Source organism: Novosphingobium resinovorum, assembly GCF_036352595.1.
Classification (GTDB): domain Bacteria; phylum Pseudomonadota; class Alphaproteobacteria; order Sphingomonadales; family Sphingomonadaceae; genus Novosphingobium; species Novosphingobium resinovorum_B.
Genome location: NZ_JAZFAX010000007.1, coordinates 42,606 through 65,802, shown reverse-complemented (window position 1 = coordinate 65,802; position 23,197 = coordinate 42,606). Strand labels below are relative to the sequence as shown.

The 23,197-nt window shown below is 67.4% G+C and carries 24 protein-coding genes; 5 read left to right on the top strand and 19 right to left on the bottom strand.

Features of this window, described 5'->3' with window-relative positions; translation table 11 throughout:
• Positions 1-6 precede the first annotated feature (6 nt).
• The 4 genes from V2S85_RS08875 (at position 7) to V2S85_RS08860 (ending at position 4,304) form a co-directional block, all read left to right on the top strand.
• Positions 7-420: a hypothetical protein gene (locus V2S85_RS08875; RefSeq protein WP_330702506.1), complete on the top strand. Its 414-nt coding sequence runs from the start codon at positions 7-9 to the stop codon at positions 418-420.
• A gap of 1 nt (position 421) precedes the next feature.
• Positions 422-2,614, top strand: coding sequence for a phage tail protein (locus V2S85_RS08870; RefSeq protein WP_330702505.1), 2,193 nt, complete (start codon positions 422-424; stop codon positions 2,612-2,614).
• Positions 2,615-2,636: 22 nt separating this feature from the next.
• A complete protein-coding gene (locus tag V2S85_RS08865) occupies positions 2,637-3,095 on the top strand; it encodes a DUF2793 domain-containing protein (protein ID WP_330702504.1) in 459 nt (152 codons plus the stop codon).
• Between the two features lie 189 nt (positions 3,096-3,284).
• A complete protein-coding gene (locus tag V2S85_RS08860) occupies positions 3,285-4,304 on the top strand; it encodes an OmpA family protein (protein ID WP_330702503.1) in 1,020 nt (339 codons plus the stop codon).
• Between the two features lie 143 nt (positions 4,305-4,447).
• Here the strand turns inward: V2S85_RS08860 and queC are convergent, their stop codons facing one another.
• From queC to V2S85_RS08830, 6 genes are all read right to left on the bottom strand, one after another.
• A complete protein-coding gene (gene queC, locus V2S85_RS08855) occupies positions 4,448-5,158 on the bottom strand; it encodes a 7-cyano-7-deazaguanine synthase QueC (protein WP_330702502.1) in 711 nt (236 codons plus the stop codon).
• A 38-nt stretch (positions 5,159-5,196) separates the two neighbouring features.
• On the bottom strand, positions 5,197-5,595 hold the full coding sequence (locus V2S85_RS08850) for a hypothetical protein (RefSeq protein ID WP_330702501.1): 399 nt from the start codon (positions 5,593-5,595) through the stop codon (positions 5,197-5,199).
• An 81-nt stretch (positions 5,596-5,676) separates the two neighbouring features.
• Positions 5,677-6,585 carry an Hsp33 family molecular chaperone HslO gene (locus V2S85_RS08845; protein ID WP_330702500.1) on the bottom strand — a complete coding sequence of 303 codons (909 nt, stop codon included), beginning with the start codon at positions 6,583-6,585 and terminating at the stop codon, positions 5,677-5,679.
• A complete protein-coding gene (gene argF, locus V2S85_RS08840; RefSeq protein ID WP_330702639.1) occupies positions 6,582-7,520 on the bottom strand; it encodes an ornithine carbamoyltransferase in 939 nt (312 codons plus the stop codon). The genes V2S85_RS08845 and argF overlap by 4 nt, the downstream gene beginning before the upstream one ends.
• Positions 7,517-8,707 (bottom strand): aspartate aminotransferase family protein, encoded by a 1,191-nt coding sequence (locus tag V2S85_RS08835; protein ID WP_330702499.1) that lies wholly within the window; start codon positions 8,705-8,707, stop codon positions 7,517-7,519. The genes argF and V2S85_RS08835 overlap by 4 nt, the downstream gene beginning before the upstream one ends.
• A 188-nt stretch (positions 8,708-8,895) precedes the next feature.
• Complete coding sequence (locus V2S85_RS08830) at positions 8,896-9,693, bottom strand: cold-shock protein (protein ID WP_330702498.1); 798 nt, start codon at positions 9,691-9,693, stop codon at positions 8,896-8,898.
• 285 nt (positions 9,694-9,978) lie between these two features.
• Here V2S85_RS08830 and V2S85_RS08825 point away from each other — a divergent pair, with 285 nt between their 5' ends.
• Positions 9,979-10,404: a TIGR01244 family sulfur transferase gene (locus tag V2S85_RS08825; RefSeq protein ID WP_330702497.1), complete on the top strand. Its 426-nt coding sequence runs from the start codon at positions 9,979-9,981 to the stop codon at positions 10,402-10,404.
• A gap of 56 nt (positions 10,405-10,460) precedes the next feature.
• Here V2S85_RS08825 and V2S85_RS08820 read toward each other — a convergent pair whose 3' ends face one another.
• The 13 genes from V2S85_RS08820 to V2S85_RS08760 all read right to left on the bottom strand — a co-directional run bounded on the left by V2S85_RS08820 (position 10,461) and on the right by V2S85_RS08760 (position 23,178).
• Positions 10,461-10,799 carry a P-II family nitrogen regulator gene (locus V2S85_RS08820; RefSeq protein WP_330702496.1) on the bottom strand — a complete coding sequence of 113 codons (339 nt, stop codon included), beginning with the start codon at positions 10,797-10,799 and terminating at the stop codon, positions 10,461-10,463.
• A gap of 182 nt (positions 10,800-10,981) precedes the next feature.
• Entirely contained in the window at positions 10,982-12,292 is a 1,311-nt protein-coding gene (locus tag V2S85_RS08815) for an ammonium transporter (RefSeq protein WP_330702495.1), read from the bottom strand.
• A 14-nt stretch (positions 12,293-12,306) separates the two neighbouring features.
• On the bottom strand, positions 12,307-12,645 hold the full coding sequence (locus tag V2S85_RS08810) for a P-II family nitrogen regulator (protein ID WP_008832047.1): 339 nt from the start codon (positions 12,643-12,645) through the stop codon (positions 12,307-12,309).
• A gap of 162 nt (positions 12,646-12,807) precedes the next feature.
• Positions 12,808-13,512 carry an endonuclease/exonuclease/phosphatase family protein gene (locus tag V2S85_RS08805; protein ID WP_330702494.1) on the bottom strand — a complete coding sequence of 235 codons (705 nt, stop codon included), beginning with the start codon at positions 13,510-13,512 and terminating at the stop codon, positions 12,808-12,810.
• Positions 13,513-13,642: 130 nt separating this feature from the next.
• On the bottom strand, positions 13,643-15,178 hold the full coding sequence (locus tag V2S85_RS08800; RefSeq protein ID WP_330702493.1) for a peptide chain release factor 3: 1,536 nt from the start codon (positions 15,176-15,178) through the stop codon (positions 13,643-13,645).
• A gap of 228 nt (positions 15,179-15,406) precedes the next feature.
• Positions 15,407-16,156: an SDR family NAD(P)-dependent oxidoreductase gene (locus V2S85_RS08795; protein ID WP_330702492.1), complete on the bottom strand. Its 750-nt coding sequence runs from the start codon at positions 16,154-16,156 to the stop codon at positions 15,407-15,409.
• A gap of 14 nt (positions 16,157-16,170) precedes the next feature.
• The gene (locus V2S85_RS08790; protein ID WP_330702491.1) at positions 16,171-17,076 is read right to left on the bottom strand and encodes an aldose 1-epimerase family protein; all 906 of its coding nucleotides are present in this window, start codon (positions 17,074-17,076) and stop codon (positions 16,171-16,173) included.
• Positions 17,077-17,272: 196 nt separating this feature from the next.
• Positions 17,273-19,663, bottom strand: coding sequence for a phenylalanine--tRNA ligase subunit beta (gene pheT / locus V2S85_RS08785; protein WP_330702490.1), 2,391 nt, complete (start codon positions 19,661-19,663; stop codon positions 17,273-17,275).
• 22 nt (positions 19,664-19,685) lie between these two features.
• Positions 19,686-20,783, bottom strand: a complete 1,098-nt coding sequence (gene pheS, locus V2S85_RS08780; protein ID WP_330702489.1) for a phenylalanine--tRNA ligase subunit alpha — start codon at positions 20,781-20,783, stop codon at positions 19,686-19,688.
• Between the two features lie 359 nt (positions 20,784-21,142).
• Positions 21,143-21,508 (bottom strand): 50S ribosomal protein L20, encoded by a 366-nt coding sequence (gene rplT / locus V2S85_RS08775; RefSeq protein WP_008829612.1) that lies wholly within the window; start codon positions 21,506-21,508, stop codon positions 21,143-21,145.
• Positions 21,509-21,521: 13 nt separating this feature from the next.
• Positions 21,522-21,725, bottom strand: a complete 204-nt coding sequence (rpmI, locus tag V2S85_RS08770) for a 50S ribosomal protein L35 (RefSeq protein ID WP_008829613.1) — start codon at positions 21,723-21,725, stop codon at positions 21,522-21,524.
• 202 nt (positions 21,726-21,927) lie between these two features.
• Positions 21,928-22,374, bottom strand: coding sequence for a gamma-glutamylcyclotransferase family protein (locus tag V2S85_RS08765; RefSeq protein WP_330702488.1), 447 nt, complete (start codon positions 22,372-22,374; stop codon positions 21,928-21,930).
• Positions 22,375-22,377: 3 nt separating this feature from the next.
• Complete coding sequence (locus V2S85_RS08760) at positions 22,378-23,178, bottom strand: inositol monophosphatase family protein (RefSeq protein ID WP_330702487.1); 801 nt, start codon at positions 23,176-23,178, stop codon at positions 22,378-22,380.
• Positions 23,179-23,197 lie beyond the last annotated feature (19 nt).

Genomic DNA, 23,197 nt, shown 5'->3' with positions numbered 1-23,197 from the left:
GGCGCAATGACCGGGGAAGACCTCGCCATCGCGGCGCGCGGGCTCGTGGGCAGTCCGTTCCGCCTGCATGGCCGCGATCCCGCTTCGGGGCTGGACTGCGTGGGCGTGATCGAGGCCGCCTTCGCGAAAGCCGGCATGCGCTGCCGCCTGCCCAACGGCTATCGCCTGAGAGCCCGCGACCTGCCCGATGCCGCGGCGCTCGCGTCAGCCCTCGGCCTCGAACGAACGGACGGCGCCATCGCGGCCGGCGACGTGCTGCTGCTGCGACCATCTCCCTGCCAGTTCCACCTGGTCCTCGCCGTCTCGCCCGCCGCCGTGGTCCATGCCCATGCGGGACTGCGCAAGGTGGTGCTCGGACCGCTCCCCGACCAGTGGTCCCGCTACGGTCACTGGCGCCTTCCCCCGGATACAAGGAACTGACATGGCGACGCTTGCTTTCGGAAACCTGGGCGCGATGCTGGGCGGCCCCGTCGGCGGGGCGATCGGCACGCTGGTCGGCCGCCAGTTCGACAGCGCGCTGTTCGGTACCTCGCGCCGGGGTGCCCGCCTCAAGGAACTGGCGGTGACCGCTTCCAGCTACGGCCAGACGCTACCGCGCCACTTCGGGCGGATGCGCACCGCCGGCACCGTGATCTGGGCCACCGACCTCGTCGAGCGCAGCGAAGTGCAGGGCAGCGGCAAGGGCAGTCCCTCGGTCACGACCTACAGCTATTCGGCGAACTTCGCCGTCGCCCTCGCCAGCCGCCCGATCCGCGGGATCGGCCGGATCTGGGCCGACGGCAACCTGCTGCGCGGGGCCGAAGGCGATCTCAAGGCCGCCGGTACCCTGCGCATCTATACCGGCGCCGGCGACCAGCCGCCCGACCCGCTGATGCTCGCCGCCGAGGGAGAGGCCCTGTGCCCGGCCTATCGCGGCATCGCCTACGTCGTGTTCGAGGATCTCGACCTGTCGGGCTTCTACAACCGCATCCCCTCGCTGACCTTCGAGGTCATCGCCGACGACGACTTCACCCTGCAGGACGTGATCGGCGACGCCATCGAGGCGATCGCGGCCGAAGTGCCGCTGACGCCGATCACCGGCTACACCAGCGAGGCCGACCCGGCGCTCGACCTCCAGACCTTCGACCAGATCATGCCGCTGGAGATCGACGCCGCCGGGGACGAACTGATCGTCGCCCGCGAACGCCGGCAGGGCGGCGCCATCGCCCTGCCCGAAGCCGCGATCGCCACCGGCGACGGCGATTTCGGCGCCGCGTCCGGCTTCGCCCGCCAGCGCGCCGCCCCGTCCGACAGCCCGCCCAGCATCCTGCGCTACTACGACCTCGATCGCGACTACCAGGCCAGCGTCCAGCGCGCGACCGGCCGCGCGCGGCAGGGCGAACCGGGCACCATCGACCTGCCCGCCGCACTGGACGCCGCCAGCGCCCGCGACCTGATCGAGCAGGTCTCGCGCCGCGTCGACTGGAGCCGCGACCGCATTTCCTGGCGCACCTGCGAACTCGATCCCGAGGTCGGGCCCGGCGCGCTCGTCAGCCTGCCGGGCATCGCCGGCCACTGGCGCGTGCGCGAGTGGGAATGGCGCGACAGCGGCGTCGAACTGACGCTGGAACGCGCACTGCCGGTGGCCTCCGCACAAACGCCCGGACAGGCCGCCGATCCGGGCCGGGCCAACGCCCCGCTCGATGTCACTCCCGGCGAAACGCGGATCGTCGCGCTCGAACTGCCCTGCGACACCGCCGCCGGTTCGCCCGACGTGCCCCGCACCGTGGCCGCCGTTTCCGGCACTACCGCAGCATGGACCGGGGCCGCGCTCTACGCCGATCCCGGCGACGGCACGCTGACGCCCCTGGGGCCGAGCGGACGCGCGCGCGCCGCCCTTGGCACCGCGCTCACCGCGCTGCCTGCGGCCAGCCCGCTGCTGTTCGACCGTGCCTCGCAGCTCGTCGTCTCGCTGCCCGATCCCGCGATGCAACTGGCGAGCGTCGACACCCGCCAGCTCGCCTATGGCGCCAACCTCGCGCTGGTGGGCGAGGAACTGGTGCAGTTCCTCGCCGCCACCCCGCTCGGCAACGGGGAGTGGCGCCTTGCAGGCCTGCTGCGCGGACGCGGCGGGACCGAGGCGGCGATCGGCGCCCATGCCGCGAGCGAGCCGTTCGCACTGCTCGAAGCCGGCCTGACGACGCTCAACGCCGCCACGCTCGGGACCGATACGGCGCGGCAGGTCTTCGCCGTCGGCCGGGGCGACGCGGACCCGGTCGGTTCCCCCGTTCACCTCGACGGCATCGGCCTGCGCCCGCTCTCGCCCGTCCATCCCCGCCGCACCGCGACGCCGGACGGAGGCTTGGCGCTCGGCTGGACCCGCCGCGCGCGAGGCGCCTGGACATGGCAGGACGGCGTGGACGCGCCGCTGGTGGAGCAGGCCGAGCAGTACCTGGTGACGCTCGGCCCCATCGATTCGCCCATCGCGGCATGGACGACGACCGGCACCTCGCTCGAAATCGACGCCGCAACGATCGCCTCGCTGACCGGCTCTGCCGCCGGCGCCGCCCTGCACGTCCGGCAACAGGGTACGCACGCGCTTTCCCATCCGCTGCCGCTCGGCACCCTGGACTGACCGCAACCACGGAGATTCCCGCATGCCCGATACGCTGAACTTCGCCAGCGCCAGCCCCCGTTTCGCGCTTCCCCTGCTCCATGCCGCACAGGCGCAGAAAGAGGTCTTCGTCAACGAGGCGCTGATGCTGACCGATGCATTGATGCACTGCGCCATCAGGGGCTCGGCACCGGCTCCTACGGAAAATCACCAGGAAGGCGACACCTGGCTGGTTGCGAATCCCGCAACCGGAGAATGGGCGGGACGTGAGGATTGCCTGGCGATCCGCCGGGGCGATGGCTGGGCCTTCGCAGAGCCGCGCGACGGCATGCGCGTGCTCGATACGCAGCACGGCGGCGAAATGCTGTTTTTCGGTTCCTGGAGAAAAGCTTCGCTGCCCGTGGAACCACTTGGAGGGACGATTGTTGATGGGGAGGCTCGGACCGCGATCAATGATCTGGTCTCGGCTCTCAAAGCCTTGGGTATTCTCCCATCGGTTTGACGGGTGCACGAAACAGGGAACGCATGGGGTGTTGCAAGTTTTGGACTATGAGGTCGAAACCGACCCCCAAGCTCTCGAAAACGCGACAAATTTGCAACAGTCGCGTTTAATGTGCGCTTGCACACGTAAAGCCGAGGGGTTAGACACTCTCGCACTCGGTGGCTCCAAATCTCTTTGTAGGGGAAACGTATGAGGAAACTCCTCCTTGGCATGGCGCTGGCTTCGACGGCCATCGCTACGCCTGCGCTCGCGCGCGACAAGTCCTGGTATCTCGAACTCGACTTCGGCGGCATGATCGTCGAAGACGCCGACGTTAAGGTCGATGGCGTCACTGCCGACACGATCGACTTCAACAAGGGCTTCGATGGCGGCGGCGTCCTCGGTTACGACTTCGGTCCGTTCCGTCTGGAAACCGAAGCCAGCTACCGCCAGGCTTCGATCAAGAACAGCGGCGGCGCTGACGTCAGCAACCTGTCGTTCATGGTCAACGGCCTGCTCGACTTCGGTCCCGACGACGGCCTCCAGGGCTTCGTCGGCGGTGGTGCCGGCGTTGCTCGCGTCCATGCCGACGTGATCGACGATTCGGACAGCGGCTTCGCGTGGCAGGCGATCGCGGGTATCCGCGCTCCGATCAGCTCGCACTGGGACGTGGGTCTGAAGTACCGCTTCATGAACGTCAGCAAGGTCGACCTCGTCGACTCGGCCGGCGATTCGGGCCGTACCCGCTGGCGCTCGCACTCGCTGCTCGGCACGCTGAGCTACAACTTCGGTGGCGAAGAAGCGGCTCCGCCGCCGCCCCCGCCGCCCCCGCCGCCGCCTCCGCCGCCCCCCCCGCCGCCGCCGCCTCCGCCGCCGGTGTGCAACAAGGGCCCGTACATCGTGTTCTTCGACTGGGATAAGTCGGACATCACGCCCGAGGCTTCGACCATCCTCGACAGCGCCGTCAGCGCCTACGCGAACTGCGATAGCGTGCCGATCATGCTGGCCGGCTACACCGACCGTTCGGGTACCCCGAAGTACAACCTCGGCCTGTCCGAGCGTCGTAACTCGTCGGTCCGTTCGTACCTGACCAGCCACGGCATCCCCGACGGCTCGATCTCGAGCCAGGCGTTCGGTGAAGCCAACCCGCGCGTTCCGACCGCGGACGGCGTGCGCGAGCTGCAGAACCGTCGCGTCGAGATCACTTACGGTCCGGGTTCGGGCATGTAAGCGACCGGCAACGGTACAAGATCGGGGGGTCGGAGCAATCCGGCCCCCTTTTCTTTTGCCCGTCTCCGGACTTCGGATCGCAGACACGAAAAGGGCCCCGGAATCGAATTCCGGGGCCCTTTTCGCGCGTTTGTCGGAGAAACTCAGGCCGCGTAAGGCGTCGGGTCCACGAGGTCGGCCTCGGCAAAGCCCGCCTTGCGCAGGCGGCAGCTGTCGCACAAGCCGCAGGCATGGCCATCGGGCTGCGGATCGTAGCACGACCAGCTCATCCCGGGGTCGAGGCCCAGCCGGTCCGCCTCGCGTGCGATATCGGCCTTGCTCATGAACTGGAGCGGCGCATGGATGCGCAATTTCGTGCCCTCGTCCCCGGCCTTGGTCGCCAGCGTCGCGATATCCTCGAAGGCCGAGATGAATTCGGGGCGGCAATCGGGATAGCCCGAATAATCGAGCGCATTGACGCCGATGAAGATGTCGGCGGCCCCGATCGCCTCCGCCCATGCCAGGGTGAGCGACAGGAACACCAGGTTGCGCGCCGGCACGTATGTCACCGGAATGTCCGCGCCCACGCCCTCCTTCGGCACCGCGATGTCGTCGGTCAGCGCGGAGCCGCCGAACCTGCGCAAGTCGAGCGGCAGCACCACATGGCGGCTCGCCCCGATGACGCGCGCGATCTCGGCCGCGGCGTCGAGTTCGCGCCGGTGCCGCTGGTTATAATCGATGGTAAGCGCGTTGACCGCGAAGCCCTGCTCGCGGGCGATGCCGGCCGAGACCATCGAATCGAGGCCGCCGGACAGCAGCACCACAGCCTGCCGGGCCGGGGCCGGGTGGGAGGGGGAAGAAGTCGTTTCCTGCATGTGCCCCCGCTACGCCTCCGGCGCCGGGGGGACAATACTCAACTGCGGCAATCGCCGGTCCTGCGCCCTTCGGCCGAGAACGAGAACGGCAGCCCGTTGACGATGCCCTGGCTGTCGATCTGGATCAGCGCATCGGTTTCGCGCCGGATCTGCGTGCGACCGTAGCCCTGCCCACGGCAGGTGTACTGCACGGTCACCTGATCGTTCCTGTCCTCTACCACGACGCTGCTGCAGGCCATGCCGGGATGGCGCAGCTGGATCAGCCGCCGGCCACTGTCCAGGCAGATGTTGCGCACCGGCCCGCCACGCTCTCGAAGTTCCCAGCCGCCGTGATCGAGTTCATCGAGCATCGCCAGCGACTGTCGCTGCCCATGAACCGGAGCAGCGACAGCCACCCCGGCCAGGCCGAGGGGCAAGAGAATCGACTTCACATTCATTCCATCGCTTCCTGATACCGCCCTATCGCACTCTGTATCGGGAGCCGAGGCCGCAAATTCAAGCCTCGCGCGGGCATGCCGTCAGGCCGGCACGCGCAGGATCTTGGAACAGAACGCGCAATCGACCGGAATCGTTCCGTCATCATCGCGCATGTCGGCCAGTTGATCCTCAGGAAAACCTGATAGAACAGAGAGATAGTGCTCCACCGTGCAGCGGCAGCCTCTTTGCAGCGGCAGCAGCGGCTCGACACGCACTTCGCTTTCTTCATGGAACAGGCGCCAGACGAGTTGCTCCAGACTGAGCACCGGGTCCACCAGTTCACCGTCCTGCACGGTGCCGGCGATGATCGCGGCATGCTCCCAGTCCGGATGCTGTTCCTGCGCATGGAGGCGCGCACGACCCTCCTCGCCATCGGGAAGATGCTGCAGCAGCATCCCGCCGGCACTGCAACGCGGCCCGTTCGATCGCACGGCGATGCGGATCAGCGTGGGCACCTGCTCGGACTGGGCGAAGTAGTTCTCGCAGGCGTGGGCGAGCGAATCGCCTTCCAGCGGCACCACTCCCTGATACCGTTCCTTGGTGGTCGGAAGGTCGAAGGTGATCGCCAGGTAACCCTTGCCGAAGATCGTCTCGAGCGAGCAGTTCTCCTCCAGCGCCCCGACCTTCGCCGAATCGTGGCGCAAGTAGCCGCGCACCTCGCCGTTGCGGTAGTCGCAGACCAGCAGGTCCACCGCCCCGCCCTCGGCCTGCGCCTGGAAGGTCAGCTGGGCATGCTCCTCCTTCAGCAGCGAGCCCATCAGCGCGGTCAGCACCAGCGCCTCGGCCAGGACGTGCTTGACGACCCTGGGATAGTCGTGCGCCGACAGCACCGTCTCCAGCACCGGGCCGAGCCGCACCATGCGCCCGCGCACGCTGCGCGCGGGCACGGAGAAGGCCAGCACGCGGTCGAACCCGGTGTCGTCGCGCGGCAGCAGGTCGTCGTCGGTCACAGCTTGCCCAGGGCCCAGAGCAGGACCGACTTCTGCGCATGGATGCGGTTCTCGGCCTCGTCCCAGACGGCGGACTGCGGCCCGTCCATCACCTCGTCGGTCACTTCCTCGCCGCGATGCGCGGGCAGGCAGTGGAGGAAGGTCGCGCCCGGATGGGCCGCCGCCATCAGCGCCGCATCGACCTGATAGGGCTGCATCGCCGCGACATGGACCTCGCCGCCGGGCTGGCCCATCGATACCCAGGTGTCGGTGACGACGACCTGCGCGCCCGCCACCGCCTCGCGCGGGTCGTTGGTCAGGATCACCTCGCCGCCGGCCGCGCGGGCCCGGGCGATGAACCCGGCGTCGGGCTCGTAGCCGGCCGGACCGCCGATGCGGATGGTGAACTTCATCAGGCCCGCCGCCTCGATCAGCGAGTTGGCGACATTGTTGCCGTCACCCAGCCACGCCAGCTGCAGGCCGGGCAGGGCATGGCCGTGCTCCACCACCGTCAGCAGGTCGGCGACGATCTGGCACGGGTGCGAGAGGTCGGTCAGGCCATTGATGACGGGGACTTCGGCGTAGTGCGCCAGTTCCTCGATCTTGGCGTGATCGTCGGTGCGGATCATGATCGCATCGACCATGCGGCTGAGCACCCGCGCGGTGTCGGCGATCGTCTCGCCGCGCCCGATCTGGGTGCTGCCCGCCTCCAGGATCAGCGCCGAGCCGCCGAGCTGGCGCATCGCCATGTCGAACGAGACGCGGGTGCGCGTCGAGTTCTTCTCGAAGATCATGGCGAGCACATGGCCCGCGAGCGGCGCATCGGCGTCGGCGCGGCCCTTCGGCCAGGCTCCGCCAGCGTCACGGCGCGCCGCCTTGCGGTCGATCGCGTCGTTGACCATGGCGGCGATGGCATCGCCGCCGGCGTCGGCAAGATTGAGGAAATCGGCCATCAGGCAGTCTCTTCGGGCTTGTAGTCCGCCGCGGCGGCGGAGAGCTTTTCCATGAATTCGTCGATGTGGCTGTCGTCGATCACCAGCGGCGGCAGTATCCGCACCACGTTGTCGGCGGCCGAAACCGTCAGCAACCCGTGATTGTCACGCATGTGGGCCACGAAGGCACGCGGTTCGACCTTCATCCGCAGGCCGATGAACAGGCCGCGCCCGCGCACGAAATCGAACAGTTCGGGATAATTGCCGATGAACTGCTCGAGCCGCGCCTTGATCCGCTCGCCTTTGGCGCGCACGTCGGCGAGGAAGGCCTCGTCGGGGATGACGTCGAGCACCGCATTGATCGCGGCCATGGCGAAGGGATTGCCGCCATAGGTCGAGCCATGGGTGCCGAAGGTCATGCCGCGCGCCGCCTTCTCGGTGGCGAGGCAGGCGCCGACCGGGAAGCCGCCGCCGATGGCCTTGGCGGTGGACATGATATCGGGCTCGATGCCGTACTGTTCATAGGCGTAGAACGTGCCGGCGCGGCCGACGCCGCTCTGCACTTCGTCCAGCACCAGCATCAGGTCATGCTCGTCGCACAGCGCGCGCAGGCCCTTCATGAACTCGTCGGAGGCGATACGGATGCCGCCTTCGCCCTGGATCGGCTCGACCAGGAAGCCGGCGGTGTTGGGGCCGATCGCGGCCTTCGCGGCCTCCAGATCGTCGAATTCGATGTACTTGAAGCCCGGCAGCAGGGGTAGGAAGCCCTTGTGCATCTTCTCCTGGCTCGACGCGCTGATGGTCGCCATCGTGCGGCCGTGGAAGGCGTTGTTGAAGGTGATCAGCTCGAACTTGTGATCGTTGCCGACCGACTGGTGATAGACGCGCGCGGTCTTGATCGCGCATTCCACCGCCTCGGCGCCCGAATTGGTGAAGAACACGGTGTCGGCGAAGGTCAGGTCGATCAGCCGCTTGGCCACCGCCTCGCCCTGCGGGCTGCCGTAGAGGTTGGAGACGTGCATCAGCGTCTCGGCCTGCTTCTGGATCGCGCCGACGAGGCCGGGGTGCGAATGGCCGAGTGCGTTCACCGCGATGCCGCTGGCGAAGTCCAGGAATCGGCGACCGTCCTCGCTGATGAGATGGCAGTGCTCACCGCGAACGGGGCGTACGCCATTCCGGGGATAGACGGGCATCAGCGGGGTAATGGACATGTCGGCATTCCTTGCAGAATCGAGCCCCCAGAACGCGGGTCTTGGCGGGCCGTAGAGAAATCTCGCTTTGAAGATCGCAAACGACAAATGGCGGCCCTACCGGACCGCCATTTGCGCGCGTTTAGATGTTTGCAGCCTCCCGGTCAAACGTCCCTAAGGGGTTCTGGCCGGGAGTAGTGCTGGCAGGATCAACCCTGACGCGGCTGCAGGTTGACCGCCGAGTACTTGCCTCGTCGATCGACCTCGATATCGAACTCGACCTGATCGCCCTCGTTGAGACCGGACATGCCCGAACGCTCGACCGCGCTGATGTGCACGAACGCGTCCGGCTGACCGTCATCACGGGTGATGAAGCCGAAGCCCTTCATGGAGTTGAAGAACTTCACCGTGCCGGTGGCCTTCTCGCCGGTGAGCTGGCGCTGCGGCGCCGGCTCGCGCTTGGCGACGGGGATCACGTCGCCAACGACCACGAGGTCGGTAGCCGAGATCTTGCCGCCACGATCGACGAGCTGGAATTCGAGCTGCTGGCCTTCGGCCAGGCCTTCGAGGCCGGCGCGCTCGACCGAGCTGATGTGCACGAACACGTCGTCGCCGCCTTCATCGCGCTGGATGAAGCCGAAGCCCTTCGCTGCGTTGAAGAACTTGACGACGCCCTTGCCCTGGCCAACGACCTGGGCAGGCATGCCGCCGCCACCGCCGCCGCCACGACCGCCGCCGAAGCCACCGCCGCCGCCGCCGAAGCCGCCACCGCCGCTACGACCACCGCCGAAGCCGCCACCGCCGCCGCCGAAGCCGCCGCGATCACCGCCACCGCTGTAGCCGCCACCGCCGCCGAAACCACCACGGTCGCCGCCGCCGAAGCCGCCGCCACCGAAGCGATCACCGCCGCCGAAGCGATCCTGGCCGGCGAAGAACGGATCGAACTCGTCTTCTCCGCCCCGCTTATTGTCGCGTCCCCTTCCGCGACGACCTCTATCAAAACCCATGTCTACTAGCGTACCTTCGCTGCGCCCCAGAAGTATTCGTCAGGCAGGTGGACGATCCTAACCATAACGCCAGGCAAGCGACCGGGAGGCCCGGCCTTTTCCTGCGAACATGACTCTTACACGACTCAACCAGCCATGGCGAACGGAAATGCGAGGTGATTGCAGCCATTCGCGATGAATCAGGTGTTTTTATACGACGAAATGGCTTGCCACCCGGCGCCGAAGCGGCTTGATGGCCCTCTTTTCCGAGGCCTTCCCTCGTCCGACTACGGGAGAATACGCGAGATGTTCCGCCAGATCACCGAGACCGTCTTCGCCAGCCCGCAGATCGACCTCGATTCCATCGCCGAAGCCAAGGCGCTGGGAATCGTGCGGATCGTCAACAACCGCCCCGAGGGCGAGAGCGACGACCAGACGCCGGGCGCCGACATCGAGGCGGCCGCCGAGGCGGCAGGGATCGACTACGTCGCGATCCCCGTGACTCACTCCGGCTTCAGCCAGGCCCAGGTCGATGCGATGGAACAGGCGCTCGACGTGGACGGCCCGGTCCTCGCCTATTGCCGCTCGGGCACCCGCTCGACCCTGCTCTGGGCGCTGGCCCGCGCCAAGGCCGGCGACAACCCGGCGGTGATCGCCTCGAAGGCGGCGGGCGCCGGCTACGACGTGACGCCGATCCGCCAGCTCATCGAGATGCTGTCCGCCGGGCGCTGATCGAACCGGGGCCCCGCCCCGTCATTGCGAGCGCAGCGAAGCAGTGACGATCCGCGCTAGAGCGCATCCTCGCCCTGTTCGCCGGTGCGGATGCGCACGACCCGGGCGAGGTCGAAGACGAAGATCTTGCCATCGCCGATCTCGTCGTTGTTCGCGTGACTGCGGATGACTTCGACCACGGTTTGCGCCAGCGAATCGGGCACCGCGATCTCCAGCCGAAGCTTGGGCAGCATGCTCGAGGCATATTCGGCGCCGCGGTAGACTTCGGTCTGCCCTTTCTGGCGCCCGAAGCCGCTGACTTCCGATACCGTCAGCCCCGAGACGCCCGCCGCGCTCAGCGCGTCCCTCACTTCGGTGAACTTGAACGGCTTGATGATGGCCGTGACGTATTTCATGCGCGTTCCCCCAGCCGAACCGGACCGCAGCATCCCACAACCGCAAACAATAAAAAAGGGGCCGGAGCGGCTGGCTCCGGCCCTTCATAGGTTGTGTTCGCAGGAGGAACATCGGTTGGCGACGACGGATGGGAGGAGAGGAGGAAGTACCCGCCGCCGCCAAACTGGTGGAATTGTTGAACTTAGTTGTAGGCGCGCTCGCCGTGCTCGCCGATGTCGAGGCCGTCGGCTTCGACTTCGGGAGTGACGCGCAGGCCGGTGACTGCCTTGGCGATGAAGATCGCGATCACGGTGCCGACGGTGGCGAGCACCACGGTGGCGAGGACCGCCTCGATCTGGATCACCAGCTGCGGACCGATGGCGAATTCCGCCTTGCCGGGGCCGCCGAGCGACGGGGCATAGACGATGCCGGTGCCGATGGCGCCGACGATGCCGCCGATGCCGTGGACGCCGAATGCGTCGAGCGCGTCGTCATAGCCGAGCATCGGCTTGAGCTTGCTGACCGCGAAGAAGCAGATGATCGAAGCCACGCCGCCCAGCACGATCGCGCCGAACGGGCCCGAGTTGCCGGCAGCCGGGGTGACCGCGACGAGACCGGCGACGACGCCCGAGCAGAAGCCCAGGGCCGAACCCTTGTGACCCGCCAGACGCTCGGCGAGCATCCAGAACAGACCGGCCGAAGCGGTGGCGACGAAAGTGTTGATCATGGCGAGCGAAGCCGCGCCGTTGGCCGAGAGCGCCGAGCCGGCGTTGAAGCCGAACCAGCCCACCCACAGCAGGCCGGTGCCGACCATGGTCAGCGTCAGCGAGTGCGGCGGCATCGGCTCGGCCGGGAAGCCCTTGCGCTTGCCCAGGATGATCGCGGCGACCAGCGCCGAGACACCGGCGTTGATGTGGACGACGGTGCCGCCCGCATAGTCGAGCGCGCCGAGGCCGAAGAAGTAGCCGGTCGGTGCCCAGACCATGTGCGCGATCGGGAAGTACACGATCGTCAGCCAGACGGCCGCGAAGACCATGACCGCCGAGAACTTGATACGCTCGACCGTGGAGCCCAGGACCAGCGCGACGGTGATCGCGGCGAAAGTCATCTGGAAGCAGGCGAAGACGTATTCGGGAATGGTGCCCGAGACCGAATCGGGGGTGACGCCCGCGAGGAACGCCTTGCCGAAGCCGGCGACGACGGCATTGCCGCCCTCACCGAAGGCCATCGAGTAGCCGTACATGACCCAGATGAGCATGGCGAGCGAGGCCGCGGCGCCGATCTGCGTCATGGTGGAGAGCATGTTCTTCGAGCGGGTCAGGCCGCCGTAGAACAGCGCGAGGCCGGGAAGGATCATCAGGAAGACGAGGACGGTCGACGTCATCATCCAGGCGGTGTCGCCCTTGTCGACGGTCGGCGTCGCTTCCTGTGCGAAGGCGGCGGTGGAGACGGCGAGCGACGTGACCGTCGCTGCGATGCCGCCTGCCGTTTTGGCGAGAATCTTGCGGTTCATCATGAAAGCTCCCCTCAGAGCGCGGTGTCGCCAGCCTCGCCGGTGCGGATGCGCACGGCCGAAGCGAGGTCCAGGACAAAGATCTTGCCATCACCGATGGCCTCGGTGCTTGCGACCTGCTGGATCGTCTCGACGATCTTGGGTGCGAGATCGTCAGGCGCGGCGACCTCGATCTTCACCTTGGGCAGCATGTTGGTCGAATATTCGGCGCCGCGGTAGATCTCCGTCTGACCCTTCTGGCGGCCGAAGCCCTTCACTTCCGAGACGGTCATGCCCGCGACGCCGATACCCCCAAGGGCCTCGCGGACTTCGTCCAGTTTGAAGGGCTTGATGATGGCGATGATGAACTTCATGCCTATCCCCTGTTAGCAACCGGCCCCAGCGCCGGCTGGAAACAGGTAATGCACAGGGCGTGCCAATTTACCTCACGGCAAGAATCCGCAGTGATTCAAGAGGTCGATTAACCTCCGAACGCAGGAGAGGCACGTAGTATCGCCCGATTCATGGGCAGTTGCCTAAATTTTAGGCAACGAAAGCGAGGCAACGACCGGCAGATGGTCGGACCCTATCGCCGATAACCCGCTATGATGCACATGGGTTCCCGCCACTGCCCACTCCGCGGATACTATGATGCGGTCGAGCAGCGCCATCGGGCGGCGCGAGGGAAAGCTGCGCCCCGGCGCGAGCACCTGCCAGCCGGCGTCGAACTCGCGCAGCGCCCCGCCGGTGCGGGCCCATTCGTTGAGGTCGCCCATCATCACCGTGGGCATGCGATCGGCGCAACCGGCGCAGTGCGACAGCACCGAGCGGACCTGGTGGCGGCGCCGGATCCCCGACAGATCGAGGTGCATGCCGACCACCCGCAGCCTGCGCCCTTCCACCGCGAGGTCGGCGCGGACGGCGCCGCGCGGCTCCAGCACCGGAAGCGGCACCGGGGCCGCCTCGACCACGTCGATACCCTTGCGCACGAGGATCGCATTGCCGTGCCAGCCCAGGCTGTCGGGCTTCATCGACAGCGGCACCGGCACGTAGTCGGTCGCGGCCTGGATCGCGTCCAGCGGCAGCACCGCCATGCGCCGGCCGTAGCGGCGGTCCACCTCCTGCAGCGCGACGACGTCGGCGTCGATCTCCTTGAGCACGGCAAGGATGCGCTCGGGGTCGCGCCGCCGGTCGAGGCCGACGGCCTTGTGGATGTTGTAGCTGGCGAACTTGAGGTGCAAGTGACGGCTCCGGCGAGTGGCCCGTGTAGCAATCCGCCGGAGCGCCGTCAGGTTCCTTCATGAACCGTTATGGTATCGTCAGGTGGCGCCTTGGTGCCTTTAGGTGCCGTTGAGTGCCACCCGGGTGCGCTCAGCGTTCCTTGGTGGCGCTGAAGGTCAGTTCGGGGTTGCGCTCCTGCTGGTAGCTCACGTCCCAGGCCGAGCGGGCCATGAACACCGGATCGCCGTCACGGTCCTTGGCGAGGTTCATCTTGTTGAAATCGCCGAATTCCCTGAGCGCCTTGTCATCGCCCTTGAGCCAGCGGGCGGTGTCGAACGGGGCAGGCTCCAGCATCGCCTCGACCTTGTATTCGGCCTCCAGCCGGCTGATGAGCACGTCCAGCTGGAGCTGGCCGACGACACCGACCACCCACTGCGAACCGATCTCCGGATAGAACACCTGGATCACGCCCTCTTCCGAAAGATCGTCGAGCGCCTTGCGTAACTGCTTGGTTTTCGTGGGATCTTTCAGCGCGACGCGGCGCAGGATTTCCGGCGCGAAATTCGGCAGGCCGACGAAGCGCACGTCGTTCTTCTCGGACAGCGTATCGCCCACCCGCAAGGTGCCGTGGTTGGGAATGCCGATGATATCGCCGGGCTCGGCATTGTCGGCGATCTCGCGGTCCTGCGCGAAGAACAGGATCGGCGAATGCACCGCGATCGGCTTGCCGAGGCCCGAGGGCGTCAGCTTCATGCCGCGCCTGAAAGTGCCGGAAACCAGCCGCATGAAGGCTATGCGGTCGCGGTGCATCGGGTCCATGTTGGCCTGCACCTTGAAGATGAAGCCGGTGACTTCCTTGTTGTCCGGCTCGATCGTGCCCTGCTCGCTGGGCTGCGGACGCGGCGGCGGAGCATGGCGCGAAATGGCGTCGATCAGTTCCATCACGCCGAAGTTCTTGAGCGCCGAACCGAAGTAGACCGGGGTGAGATCGCCCGCGCGGTAGGCATCGACGTCGAACTCGGGATAGCCGGCCTGCGCCAGCTCCAGCTCCTCCGCGACGGCGGCAGGCAGCGCGGCGTCCTGGTCGATCCTGCCGAGGAATTCCTTCGACGGCCCCTCAGGCCGGCTGATGCCGCCGCTGGCGAGGTCGAGGATGCCCTCGAACACACCGCCCATGCCGACCGGCCACGACATCGGGCACACGTCGAGCGCGAGCATGTCGGCCACTTCGTCGAGCAGGTCGAAACAGGCGCGGCCCTCGCGGTCGACCTTGTTGATGAAGGTGATGATCGGCACCGAACGCAGGCGGCAGACCTCGAACAGCTTCCGCGTCTGCGGCTCGATGCCCTTGGCCGCGTCGATCACCATGATCGCCGAATCGACCGCGGTGAGCGTGCGGTAGGTATCCTCCGAAAAGTCCTCGTGGCCCGGCGTGTCGAGCAGGTTGAAGGTGATCCCGTCCCGCTCGAACGTCATCACCGAGCTGGTGACGGAAATGCCGCGCTGCTGCTCGATCTTCATCCAGTCGGACCGGGCACGGCGCGCCGCACCGCGCGCCTTGACCTGACCGGCAAGATGGATCGCACCGCCCTGCAGCAGCAGCTTCTCGGTCAGCGTGGTCTTGCCGGCGTCAGGATGCGAGATGATCGCGAAAGTGCGCCGGGACTGGTGGGGCGAGGTCGTCATCGGCGCGCTTTAGTTTGATACAAGGAAGAAGGGAAGGCTTGAGGGACGTCCTGAGGCCATTGCCCCAGACCCCGTTACCGTCGTCGGTGCGCGCGCAGCCACCGCAGTCCCACATTGCGCCGCAGGCTGTTTCGTCTCCTGCTTCGAAGTAAGCGCAAGACGTGACTGCGCGCGTGACCTCGACAGTAACGGGGTCTGGGGCAATGGCCCCAGGACGTCCCTGTTCCCTTACCCTTCCCGCGCGACCTGGAACCCGGCGAACGACTGGTTGACCGGCATCAGTTCCAGCGTGTTGATATTGACGTGCGGCGGCAGCGAGGCGGCCCACAGGACGGTTTCGGCGATGTCCTCGCCGGTCAGCGGGTTCACGCCTGCGTAGAAGTTGTCCGAAGCCGACTGGTCGCCGCCGTTGCGGACCACGGTGAATTCGGTCTCGACCATTCCCGGCTCGATCGAGGTCACGCGTACGCCGGTGCCGAGCAGGTCGGAGCGCAGGCCCAGTGCGAACTGGCGCACGAAGGCCTTGGTGCCGCCGTAGACGTTGCCGCCGGTGTAGGGGTAGGTCGCCGCGACCGAGGAGAGCATGACGATGGCGCCCTTGCGCTCGATCAGGCCCGGCAGCAGCTTGTGCGTGAGCGAGACGAGGCTGACGACGTTGGTGTCGATCATCGTCTTCCAGTTGGCGAGGTCGGAGACTTGCGCGGGCGCCGCCCCCAGCGCGAGGCCGGCGTTGTTCACGAGGCAGTCGATCTGCGCGAAATCGCCGGGAAGAGCGGCGAGCGCGGCATCGCGGGCGGCTTCGTCGCGCACGTCGAAGACGGCGGCGTGGAAACGGTCGGCGCCGAGGTCGTCGGCCAGCGCCTGCAGGCGTTCGGCGCGGCGGCCGGTGCCGACGACGCGCCAGCCGGCCCTGGCGAAGGCGCGGGCGCAGGCTTCGCCGATCCCGGAGGTGGCGCCGGTGACGAGGACGGTCTTCATGGGGGAGGGTTCCTTCAGTCTGCGGAGAGGACGGTGACGTCCATGCGGAAGCGGCGCGCCTCGCCGGGCGGCAGCACGATCACGCCGGGCTTTTCGCGCAAGTCGCCGGTGAAGCCAAGCGGGTCGGCGTGGCCCTGCCACGGCTCGATGCACAAGTAGGCCGCCCCCGGCTTCTGCCAGATGCCCAGCATCGGCGTGTCGGGAAAGGCGATGGCCAGCTGCGTGCCGCCCGGCGCCCCGAAGGTCAGGGCGCGGCTGGACAGGCGATCCCACACCAGCGCGTCGGCCTCGAACAGCGCGGCGTCGAGGGGCAGGACATGGCCTTCCACCGGGCTCGCCTCGGGCTCGGGCAGGAGCAGGCCGCTGGCGAGATCGACGCGGCGGACCGGCTGCGGCTCGGGCTGGTCGAAGGCGACGACGTGGTCGGCCTTGGCGGCTCCGCCCCCTCCGACCGATGCGGGCAATGGCCAGGCGAAGGCGGGATGAAAACCGAAGCTGAAGGGCAGCGAGGCATCGCCGGGATTGGTGACGCGCGCTTCCATGTTCAGGCTGGCCCCGTCGAGGCGGAAGGTCATCTCCAGCACGAAGGCGAAGGGGTAGACGGCGCGCGTCTCCGCGCTGTCGGCGAGGCGCAGGACGACGCGGTCGGCGGCCGCCTCCGCCACGTCGAACAGGGCGCGGCGGGCGAAGCCGTGCTTGCCGAGTTCGTATTCCCGTCCGTCGAGGCGGTAGCGATTGTCGTTCAGAGCGCCGACGATCGGGAACAGCACCGGCGCATGGCCGGTCCAGAACGCCGGGTCGGCGTCGGTCATGTACTCGCGCCCGGCGCCGTCGGTGAGCGACCAGAGTTCGGCGCCGAGCGGGTTGATCCGGGCGGTGAGATCGCCCGAGGAAATGGTCACGAAGTCCACGTCAGTCACCGGCCTGTTCCCTTACAATAAGTCGCGAACCGTCAGTCTTGTACCAGAACGAACCTCTGCTCCCGCTCAGGCTGAGCCTGTCGAAGCCCCTGCCGCGTGGCGCCCCGTCTCCGGGGCTTCGACAAGCTCAGCCTGAGCGGGATTGGGAGGTTTTAGCCTGCCTCCGCTCACCCTGAGCTTGTCGAAGGGTCTTGCATCACCCCCGCAGCACCGCGCCCAGCTTGGCGGCGGCGGCGGTCACCTTTTCGCTGATCGCCTTGAGGTCGGCTTCCTTGTAACTGGCCTCGACCGGCTGGAGCGTGACTTCGAGCGCGAGCGACTTCTGCCCCTCGGGCACGCCGTTGCCACGGAAGTCGTCGAACAGGCGCACCGCGACGATGTTGGCCTTGTCCGCGCCCTGCACCAGCCGCACGAGATCGCCCGAGGGCAGCTCTGCAGGCACGAGGAACGCATAGTCGCGCGTCACCGCCTGCAGCGCCGGGGGCGCGTAGGAGACGCGGGCGAAGCCGGGCGTGCCCTTCTTGCCGGGAATGGCGTCGAGGAACAGTTCGGCGACCGCCACCGGGCCATCGACGTCGAACTGCTTCGCCGTCTTCGGGTGCAGCATGCCAAAGCGCGCCAGCACCGTCTTGGGGCCGAGGCGCAGCGTCGCCGACTGGCCGGGGTGGAACTGGGGACCAGCTTCACCCATGACCTGCAGCTTGTCGACCGGGGCGCCAGCCTCGGCCAGCAGCGCCAGCACTTCGGCCTTGGCGTCGTAGGCGTCGAACGCCGTCGCCTTGCCGGTCGCCCAGCCGCGTGGCGTTTTCTCGCCCGCGAGGACGACGCCCAGCGTCAGCCGTTCATCGCTCGCCCCGCCGGCACCGCGCAGATAGCGGCGGCCGATCTCGAACAGGCGCAGCGAGGCCGCGCCGCGATCGAGGTTGCGCTTCGCCGCCATCAGCAGGCCCGGCAGCAGCGAGGGGCGCATGGCCTTCATGTCCTCGCTGATCGGATTGGCGAGCACCCACAGCGGACCTTCGGCGAAAGCCTCGGCGGCGGGCTCGGGCAGGAACGACCAGGTGACGGCTTCCTGAAGCCCGCGCGCCGCAGCGGCGCGGCGCACGCGCCGTTCCAGTGCCTGCGCCGGGGTGGCGGTGGGCTTGGCGACGCCGTCGGCGCGGGGAAGCGGCACGCTCTCGACCTTGTCGAGGCCGTGGATGCGCACGATTTCCTCGACGATGTCGGGGGCGCCGTCCACGTCGGGACGCCAGCCGGGAACGGTGACGGCCCAGTCGTCAGCTTCGACGACGGAGAAGCCGAGGCTTTCCAGAATGCGCTGCTGTTCGCCCGGCGTGACCGTGACGCCGCCCAGCTTCTCCACCAGCGAGGACGCGAAGTGGACGATCTTGGGCGTGCCCGGAGCGGCGCCCGCGCGCACGATCTCGGAGACTTCGCCGCCGCACAGCTCGACGATCAGGTTCGTCAGCAGGGCAAGGCCGGTGTCGAGGAACTGCGGGTCGATCCCGCGCTCGAAGCGACCGCGCGCGTCGGAGGTGAGGTTGAGCTTGCGTCCGGTCTTCGCGATCCGCTCGGGATCGAAGTAGGCGATTTCGAGCAGGACGTCGGTGGTGGCATCACCGCAGCCCGAGTGCAGACCGCCCATGATGCCCGCGATGTCGTGGACGCCGCTGTCGTCGGCGATCACGGTCATCTCGGCGTCGAGCGTGTAGGTCTTCTCGTTCAGCGCCTCGATCGTCTCGCCCTCCACCGCGCGGCGGGCGACGACGGCGCCGGTCAGCTTGGCGAGGTCGTAGGCGTGGGCCGGGCGGCCATACGTGAGCATCACGTAGTTGGTCGCATCGACCAGCGCCGAGATCGGCCGCTGGCCCGCGGACGTGAGCGCATCTTGCAGCCACTGCGGCGAGGGGCCGTTCTTCACGCCCTTGATGACGCGGCCGTAGAATGCCGGGCAGCCCTCGGCATCATCGGTACGCACCTCGACCGGGCAGGGGAAAGTGCCTGCGGCCTCGGGCGCGATGATCGGCTTGAGGGTGCCGAGGCCCGCTGCCGCCAGATCGCGAGCGATGCCGTAAACGCCCATGCAGTCCGGACGGTTGGGGGTGATCGACACGTCGATGACCGGATCGGCGCCGTGATACTGCGCGAAGGGCGTGCCAACCGGCGCATCCTCGGGCAGTTCGATGATGCCGTCGTGGTCCTCGCCCAGCTCCAGCTCGCGCGTGGAGCACATCATGCCGTTCGATTCGACGCCGCGCACGGCCGCAACCTTGAGCGTCATGCCGTTGGCCGGCACCACCGCGCCCGGCAGGCCGAGCACGCCGACAAGGCCAGCGCGTGCATTAGGCGCGCCGCAAACCACGGTCAGCACCTTGTCGCCGGTATCGACGGTCAGGACCTGCAGCTTGTCCGCCTGCGGGTGCTTTTCAGCCGTGAGCACCTTCGCCACGCGGAAGCCTTCCAGCTTCGCGGCAGGGTCTTCGATGCCTTCGACCTCAAGGCCGATGGCGTTGAGCGTGGCGGCGATCTGCTCGACGCCCGCTTCGGTTTCCAGGTACTGCTTGAGCCAGGAGAGCGAGAACTTCATCGTCTAAATCCTTTTTCCGCGCTCAGGCCGGCGTACCGACGCCGCCCGAAAGGGTCGGCACGTCGAGGGCGGAGAAACCGTAGTGGGAGAGCCAGCGCACATCGCCGTCGAAGAAGGCGCGCAGGTCGTCCATCCCGTACTTGAGCATGGCGAGGCGATCGACGCCGATGCCGAAGGCGAAGCCCTGCCATTCGTCAGGGTCGATGCCGCCCGCCGCGATCACGCGGCGGTTGACCATCCCCGAACCAAGCACTTCCATCCAGGCATGGCCCGGCGCATCGCCCGAGCCGCCGACGACCCTGCGGCCGCCCTGGCTGGAGTAGCCCACATCCACCTCGATCGAGGGTTCGGTGAAGGGGAAGTAGCTGGGGCGCAGGCGCAGGACGATGTCGTCGCGCTCGAAGAAGGCCTTGAGGAAGGCTTCCAGCGTCCACTTCAGGTGGCCGAGGTGGATGCCCTTGTCGATGACGAGGCCCTCGATCTGGTGGAACATCGGGGTGTGCGTGGCGTCGCTGTCCGAGCGGTAGACGCGGCCCGGCGCGATGATGCGGATGGGCGCGCCCTGCTGGATCATCGAGCGGATCTGCACCGGCGAGGTATGCGTGCGCAGCAGCATCTCGCGGCCGTCGTCGTTGCGGTCCGGGAAATAGAAGGTGTCATGCATCGCGCGCGCCGGGTGGCTTTCGGGCATGTTGAGCGCGGTGAAGTTGTGCCAGTCGTCCTCGATCTCCGGTCCGGTGGCGACCGCGAAGCCAAGATCGGCGAAGACTTCGGCCAGTTCGTCCATCACCTGCGAGACGGGATGCACGGCGCCGCGCGGAGTGGCGGGCGCAGGGAGCGAGAGGTCGATCGTCTCGGCCGCAAGGCGCGCGTCGAGCGCGGCGGTTTCGAGGGTGTCCTTGCGGGCGGTGAGCGCATCGCTCACGCTTTCGCGCAGGGCGTGGATCTTCGGCCCCTCGACCTTGCGCTCCTCGGGGTCGAGCTTGCCCAGCGTCTTGAGCAGGCCCGAGATCGAGCCCTGCTTGCCCAGAAATTCGACGCGCAGCGACTCCAGCGTATCGAGATCATCGGCGCCCGCGATGCGGGATAGCGCCTCCTGGCCGGTTGCTGCGTGGTCCACTGGTCGTCTCACTGTTGAATGTTCGATGTTTGGTGTTGCGCTCCTTAGGGAGAAGGGGCGCGGATCGCAATGTGTGAGGGGCGGTGCGGGCACTCTCGTCTTGCCCTTCGTCATCCTGAACTTGTTTCAGGGTCCATCGAGCCGACCACCCGGTGGTGTGACCCTGAAAAGCCATTGCGGCGCCATGGCCCCGACGCTCCGGCCCACGCTGCCCAATGGACCCTGAAACAAGTTCAGGGCGACGGGGTGAAAGGAAGAAACGTCGCGCGCCGCAAACGCGAAAAGGGCGCGGACGGCACATGCCATCCACGCCCTTTGAAATCGCGCGATGAAGCTGAGGAGCTTTACGCGTCGGTGGCTTACGCCGCCGCGGGCAGAGCTGCCTTCGCCTGCGCGATGACGGTGCTGAACACGCCGCCTTCGTTCATGGCGAGGTCGGCCATCGTCTTGCGGTCCAGTTCGATCCCGGCGAGCTTCACGCCATGGATGAACTGCGAGTAGGTCAGGCCTTCAGCGCGGACAGCCGCGTTGATGCGCTGGATCCAGAGAGCGCGGAAGGTGCGCTTCTTGATCTTGCGGTCACGGTACGCGTACTGGCCGGCCTTTTCGACGGCCTGGCGTGCGACGCGGATGGTGTTCTTGCGGCGACCACGGTAGCCCTTGGCCTGGTCCAGAATCCGCTTGTGCTTTGCGCGGGTGGTGACACCCCTCTTGATACGGCTCATTCGTCAGTACTCCTCAGTTGAGCCCGTAGGGCGCCCACTTCTTGATGACCTTGGCATCGGCGTCGGAAATGACTTCGGTGCCGCGGTTCTGGCGGATGTACTTGCCGTTATGGCTCATGAGGCGGTGGCGCTTGCCGGCTACGCCGTGCTTCACCTTGCCGGTGGCGGTGAGCTTGAAGCGCTTCTTCACGCCGCTCTTGGTCTTCAGCTTGGGCATTTTCGTCTCCTTTGATCGGGACACGTCCCGCCGGCCATGGCAGCCCTTTTCGCCAGGCCGACCCGCGAATCTCCCCAGGGGCAGACTCGACCGTGTCGATTGAAGGACGCGCCCTTAGTGGCTGGATGCAGGAAAGGCAAGCGGCCCGTTTTAACGCGGGGGCTTCGACAAGCTCAGCCTGAGCGGGATCTCAGGTTTTCTCTCAGATCCGCTCAGGCTGAGCTTGTCGAAGCCCCTGCCGCCATGAGGTCCGGGATGGCGAGTACGCCACACCCCGAATGCCGTGCAGCCATTCGAGGAAGTCCGGGCCGATGGTGGGGCCATCCGGCAGACCTTTTCGCCATATATAGGCCTGGGCGGTGACCCGCCCTGCGCTCGTGCGCACCGGCAGGGCAAGGCGCCGATACTCGCGCCCTTCATAGGTATCCAGCCGCGCGAGATCGACCGGTCGCAACCGCAGGTCGCACAGTACCCCGCGCACGTGCCCCAAACCCGGCACCAGCGCCGGATACCAGCCTCGCGCGTCCGGGACCGCGTAAAGCCGCCCCGGCACCTCGCCCGGCTCGGCCCGGATCGACCGCGCCGCAATCCACCGCGCCATCGGCGTATCCGCATCGGGGCGCAGCGTGCCGTAGAAGAACAGCCTCAAAGGTCAGTCGTGATGATGGCCGTGATTGTCACAGGCCATTGCCTCGATCACGTCCTCCAGCCGCGCCGGGTCGCCGATCGCCAGCACTTCGCCGCCGGAGTCCGCATTCAGGGGCTCGCCGTTCCAGTCGCACATGATGCCGCCCGCGCCCTCGACGATGGGGACCAGCGCCGCCCAGTCGTGCAGCTTTAGCCCCGCCTCGCAGACGAGGTCGATGTGGCCGCTCGCCAGCAGCCCGTAGTTGTAGCAGTCGCCGCCGAACATCATGCGCTTGTGGTCGGTCTTGGCCGCCAGCGCCATGAAGTGGGCGCCCTGATGGTCGTCGAAGTACTGCGGGCCTGTCGTCGCCAGCATCATGTCGGAGAGTTCGCGGCAGGGGCGGGTGCGCACTTCGCGGCGGTTGAAAGTGGTGGCGTGGCCGCTGGCGCCGACCCAGCGCTCGTTCAGGATGGGCTGGTCGATGATCCCCAGCACCGGCCAGCCGTCGACCAGCAGCGCGATCAGCGTGCCGAAGGTCGCACGCCCGCCCATGAACGAGATGGTGCCGTCGATCGGATCGAGCACCCAGGTCCGGTTGGAGGCGCCCGCCTCGGTGCCGAACTCCTCGCCGATGACCGTGTCACGCGGGACTTCGGCCTTGAGGATGCGGCGCATAGCTTCCTCGGCGGCGCGGTCGGCGACGGTGACGGGAGAGGCGTCGGACTTGCGGTCGGCGGCGAGGCCGGTGCGGAAGTGCGGGCGAATCGCCTCCCCCGCCGCATCGGCGAGGCGCAGGGCGAGGGCTATGTCCTGGTCGAGTTTCATGTGCCTGCTCTGCCCGTGC

Bases quoted from the DNA above. Each gene is read 5' to 3' on its own strand.
- V2S85_RS08875 (WP_330702506.1), top strand. From the start codon at position 7: ATGACCGGGGAAGACCTCGCCATCGCGGCGCGCGGGCTCGTGGGCAGT.
- V2S85_RS08820 (WP_330702496.1), bottom strand. From the start codon at position 10,799: ATGAAATACGTCACGGCCATCATCAAGCCGTTCAAGTTCACCGAAGTG.
- V2S85_RS08815 (WP_330702495.1), bottom strand. From the start codon at position 12,292: ATGAACCGCAAGATTCTCGCCAAAACGGCAGGCGGCATCGCAGCGACG.
- V2S85_RS08870 (WP_330702505.1), top strand. From the start codon at position 422: ATGGCGACGCTTGCTTTCGGAAACCTGGGCGCGATGCTGGGCGGCCCC.
- V2S85_RS08800 (WP_330702493.1), bottom strand. From the start codon at position 15,178: ATGACGACCTCGCCCCACCAGTCCCGGCGCACTTTCGCGATCATCTCG.
- V2S85_RS08830 (WP_330702498.1), bottom strand. From the start codon at position 9,693: ATGGGTTTTGATAGAGGTCGTCGCGGAAGGGGACGCGACAATAAGCGG.
- V2S85_RS08865 (WP_330702504.1), top strand. From the start codon at position 2,637: ATGCCCGATACGCTGAACTTCGCCAGCGCCAGCCCCCGTTTCGCGCTT.
- V2S85_RS08835 (WP_330702499.1), bottom strand. From the start codon at position 8,707: ATGTCCATTACCCCGCTGATGCCCGTCTATCCCCGGAATGGCGTACGC.
- pheT (WP_330702490.1), bottom strand. From the start codon at position 19,663: ATGAAGTTCTCGCTCTCCTGGCTCAAGCAGTACCTGGAAACCGAAGCG.
- V2S85_RS08760 (WP_330702487.1), bottom strand. From the start codon at position 23,178: ATGAAACTCGACCAGGACATAGCCCTCGCCCTGCGCCTCGCCGATGCG.
- queC (WP_330702502.1), bottom strand. From the start codon at position 5,158: ATGCAGGAAACGACTTCTTCCCCCTCCCACCCGGCCCCGGCCCGGCAG.
- rplT (WP_008829612.1), bottom strand. From the start codon at position 21,508: ATGAGCCGTATCAAGAGGGGTGTCACCACCCGCGCAAAGCACAAGCGG.
- V2S85_RS08860 (WP_330702503.1), top strand. From the start codon at position 3,285: ATGAGGAAACTCCTCCTTGGCATGGCGCTGGCTTCGACGGCCATCGCT.
- V2S85_RS08810 (WP_008832047.1), bottom strand. From the start codon at position 12,645: ATGAAGTTCATCATCGCCATCATCAAGCCCTTCAAACTGGACGAAGTC.
- rpmI (WP_008829613.1), bottom strand. From the start codon at position 21,725: ATGCCCAAGCTGAAGACCAAGAGCGGCGTGAAGAAGCGCTTCAAGCTC.
- V2S85_RS08850 (WP_330702501.1), bottom strand. From the start codon at position 5,595: ATGAATGTGAAGTCGATTCTCTTGCCCCTCGGCCTGGCCGGGGTGGCT.
- V2S85_RS08825 (WP_330702497.1), top strand. From the start codon at position 9,979: ATGTTCCGCCAGATCACCGAGACCGTCTTCGCCAGCCCGCAGATCGAC.
- V2S85_RS08795 (WP_330702492.1), bottom strand. From the start codon at position 16,156: ATGAAGACCGTCCTCGTCACCGGCGCCACCTCCGGGATCGGCGAAGCC.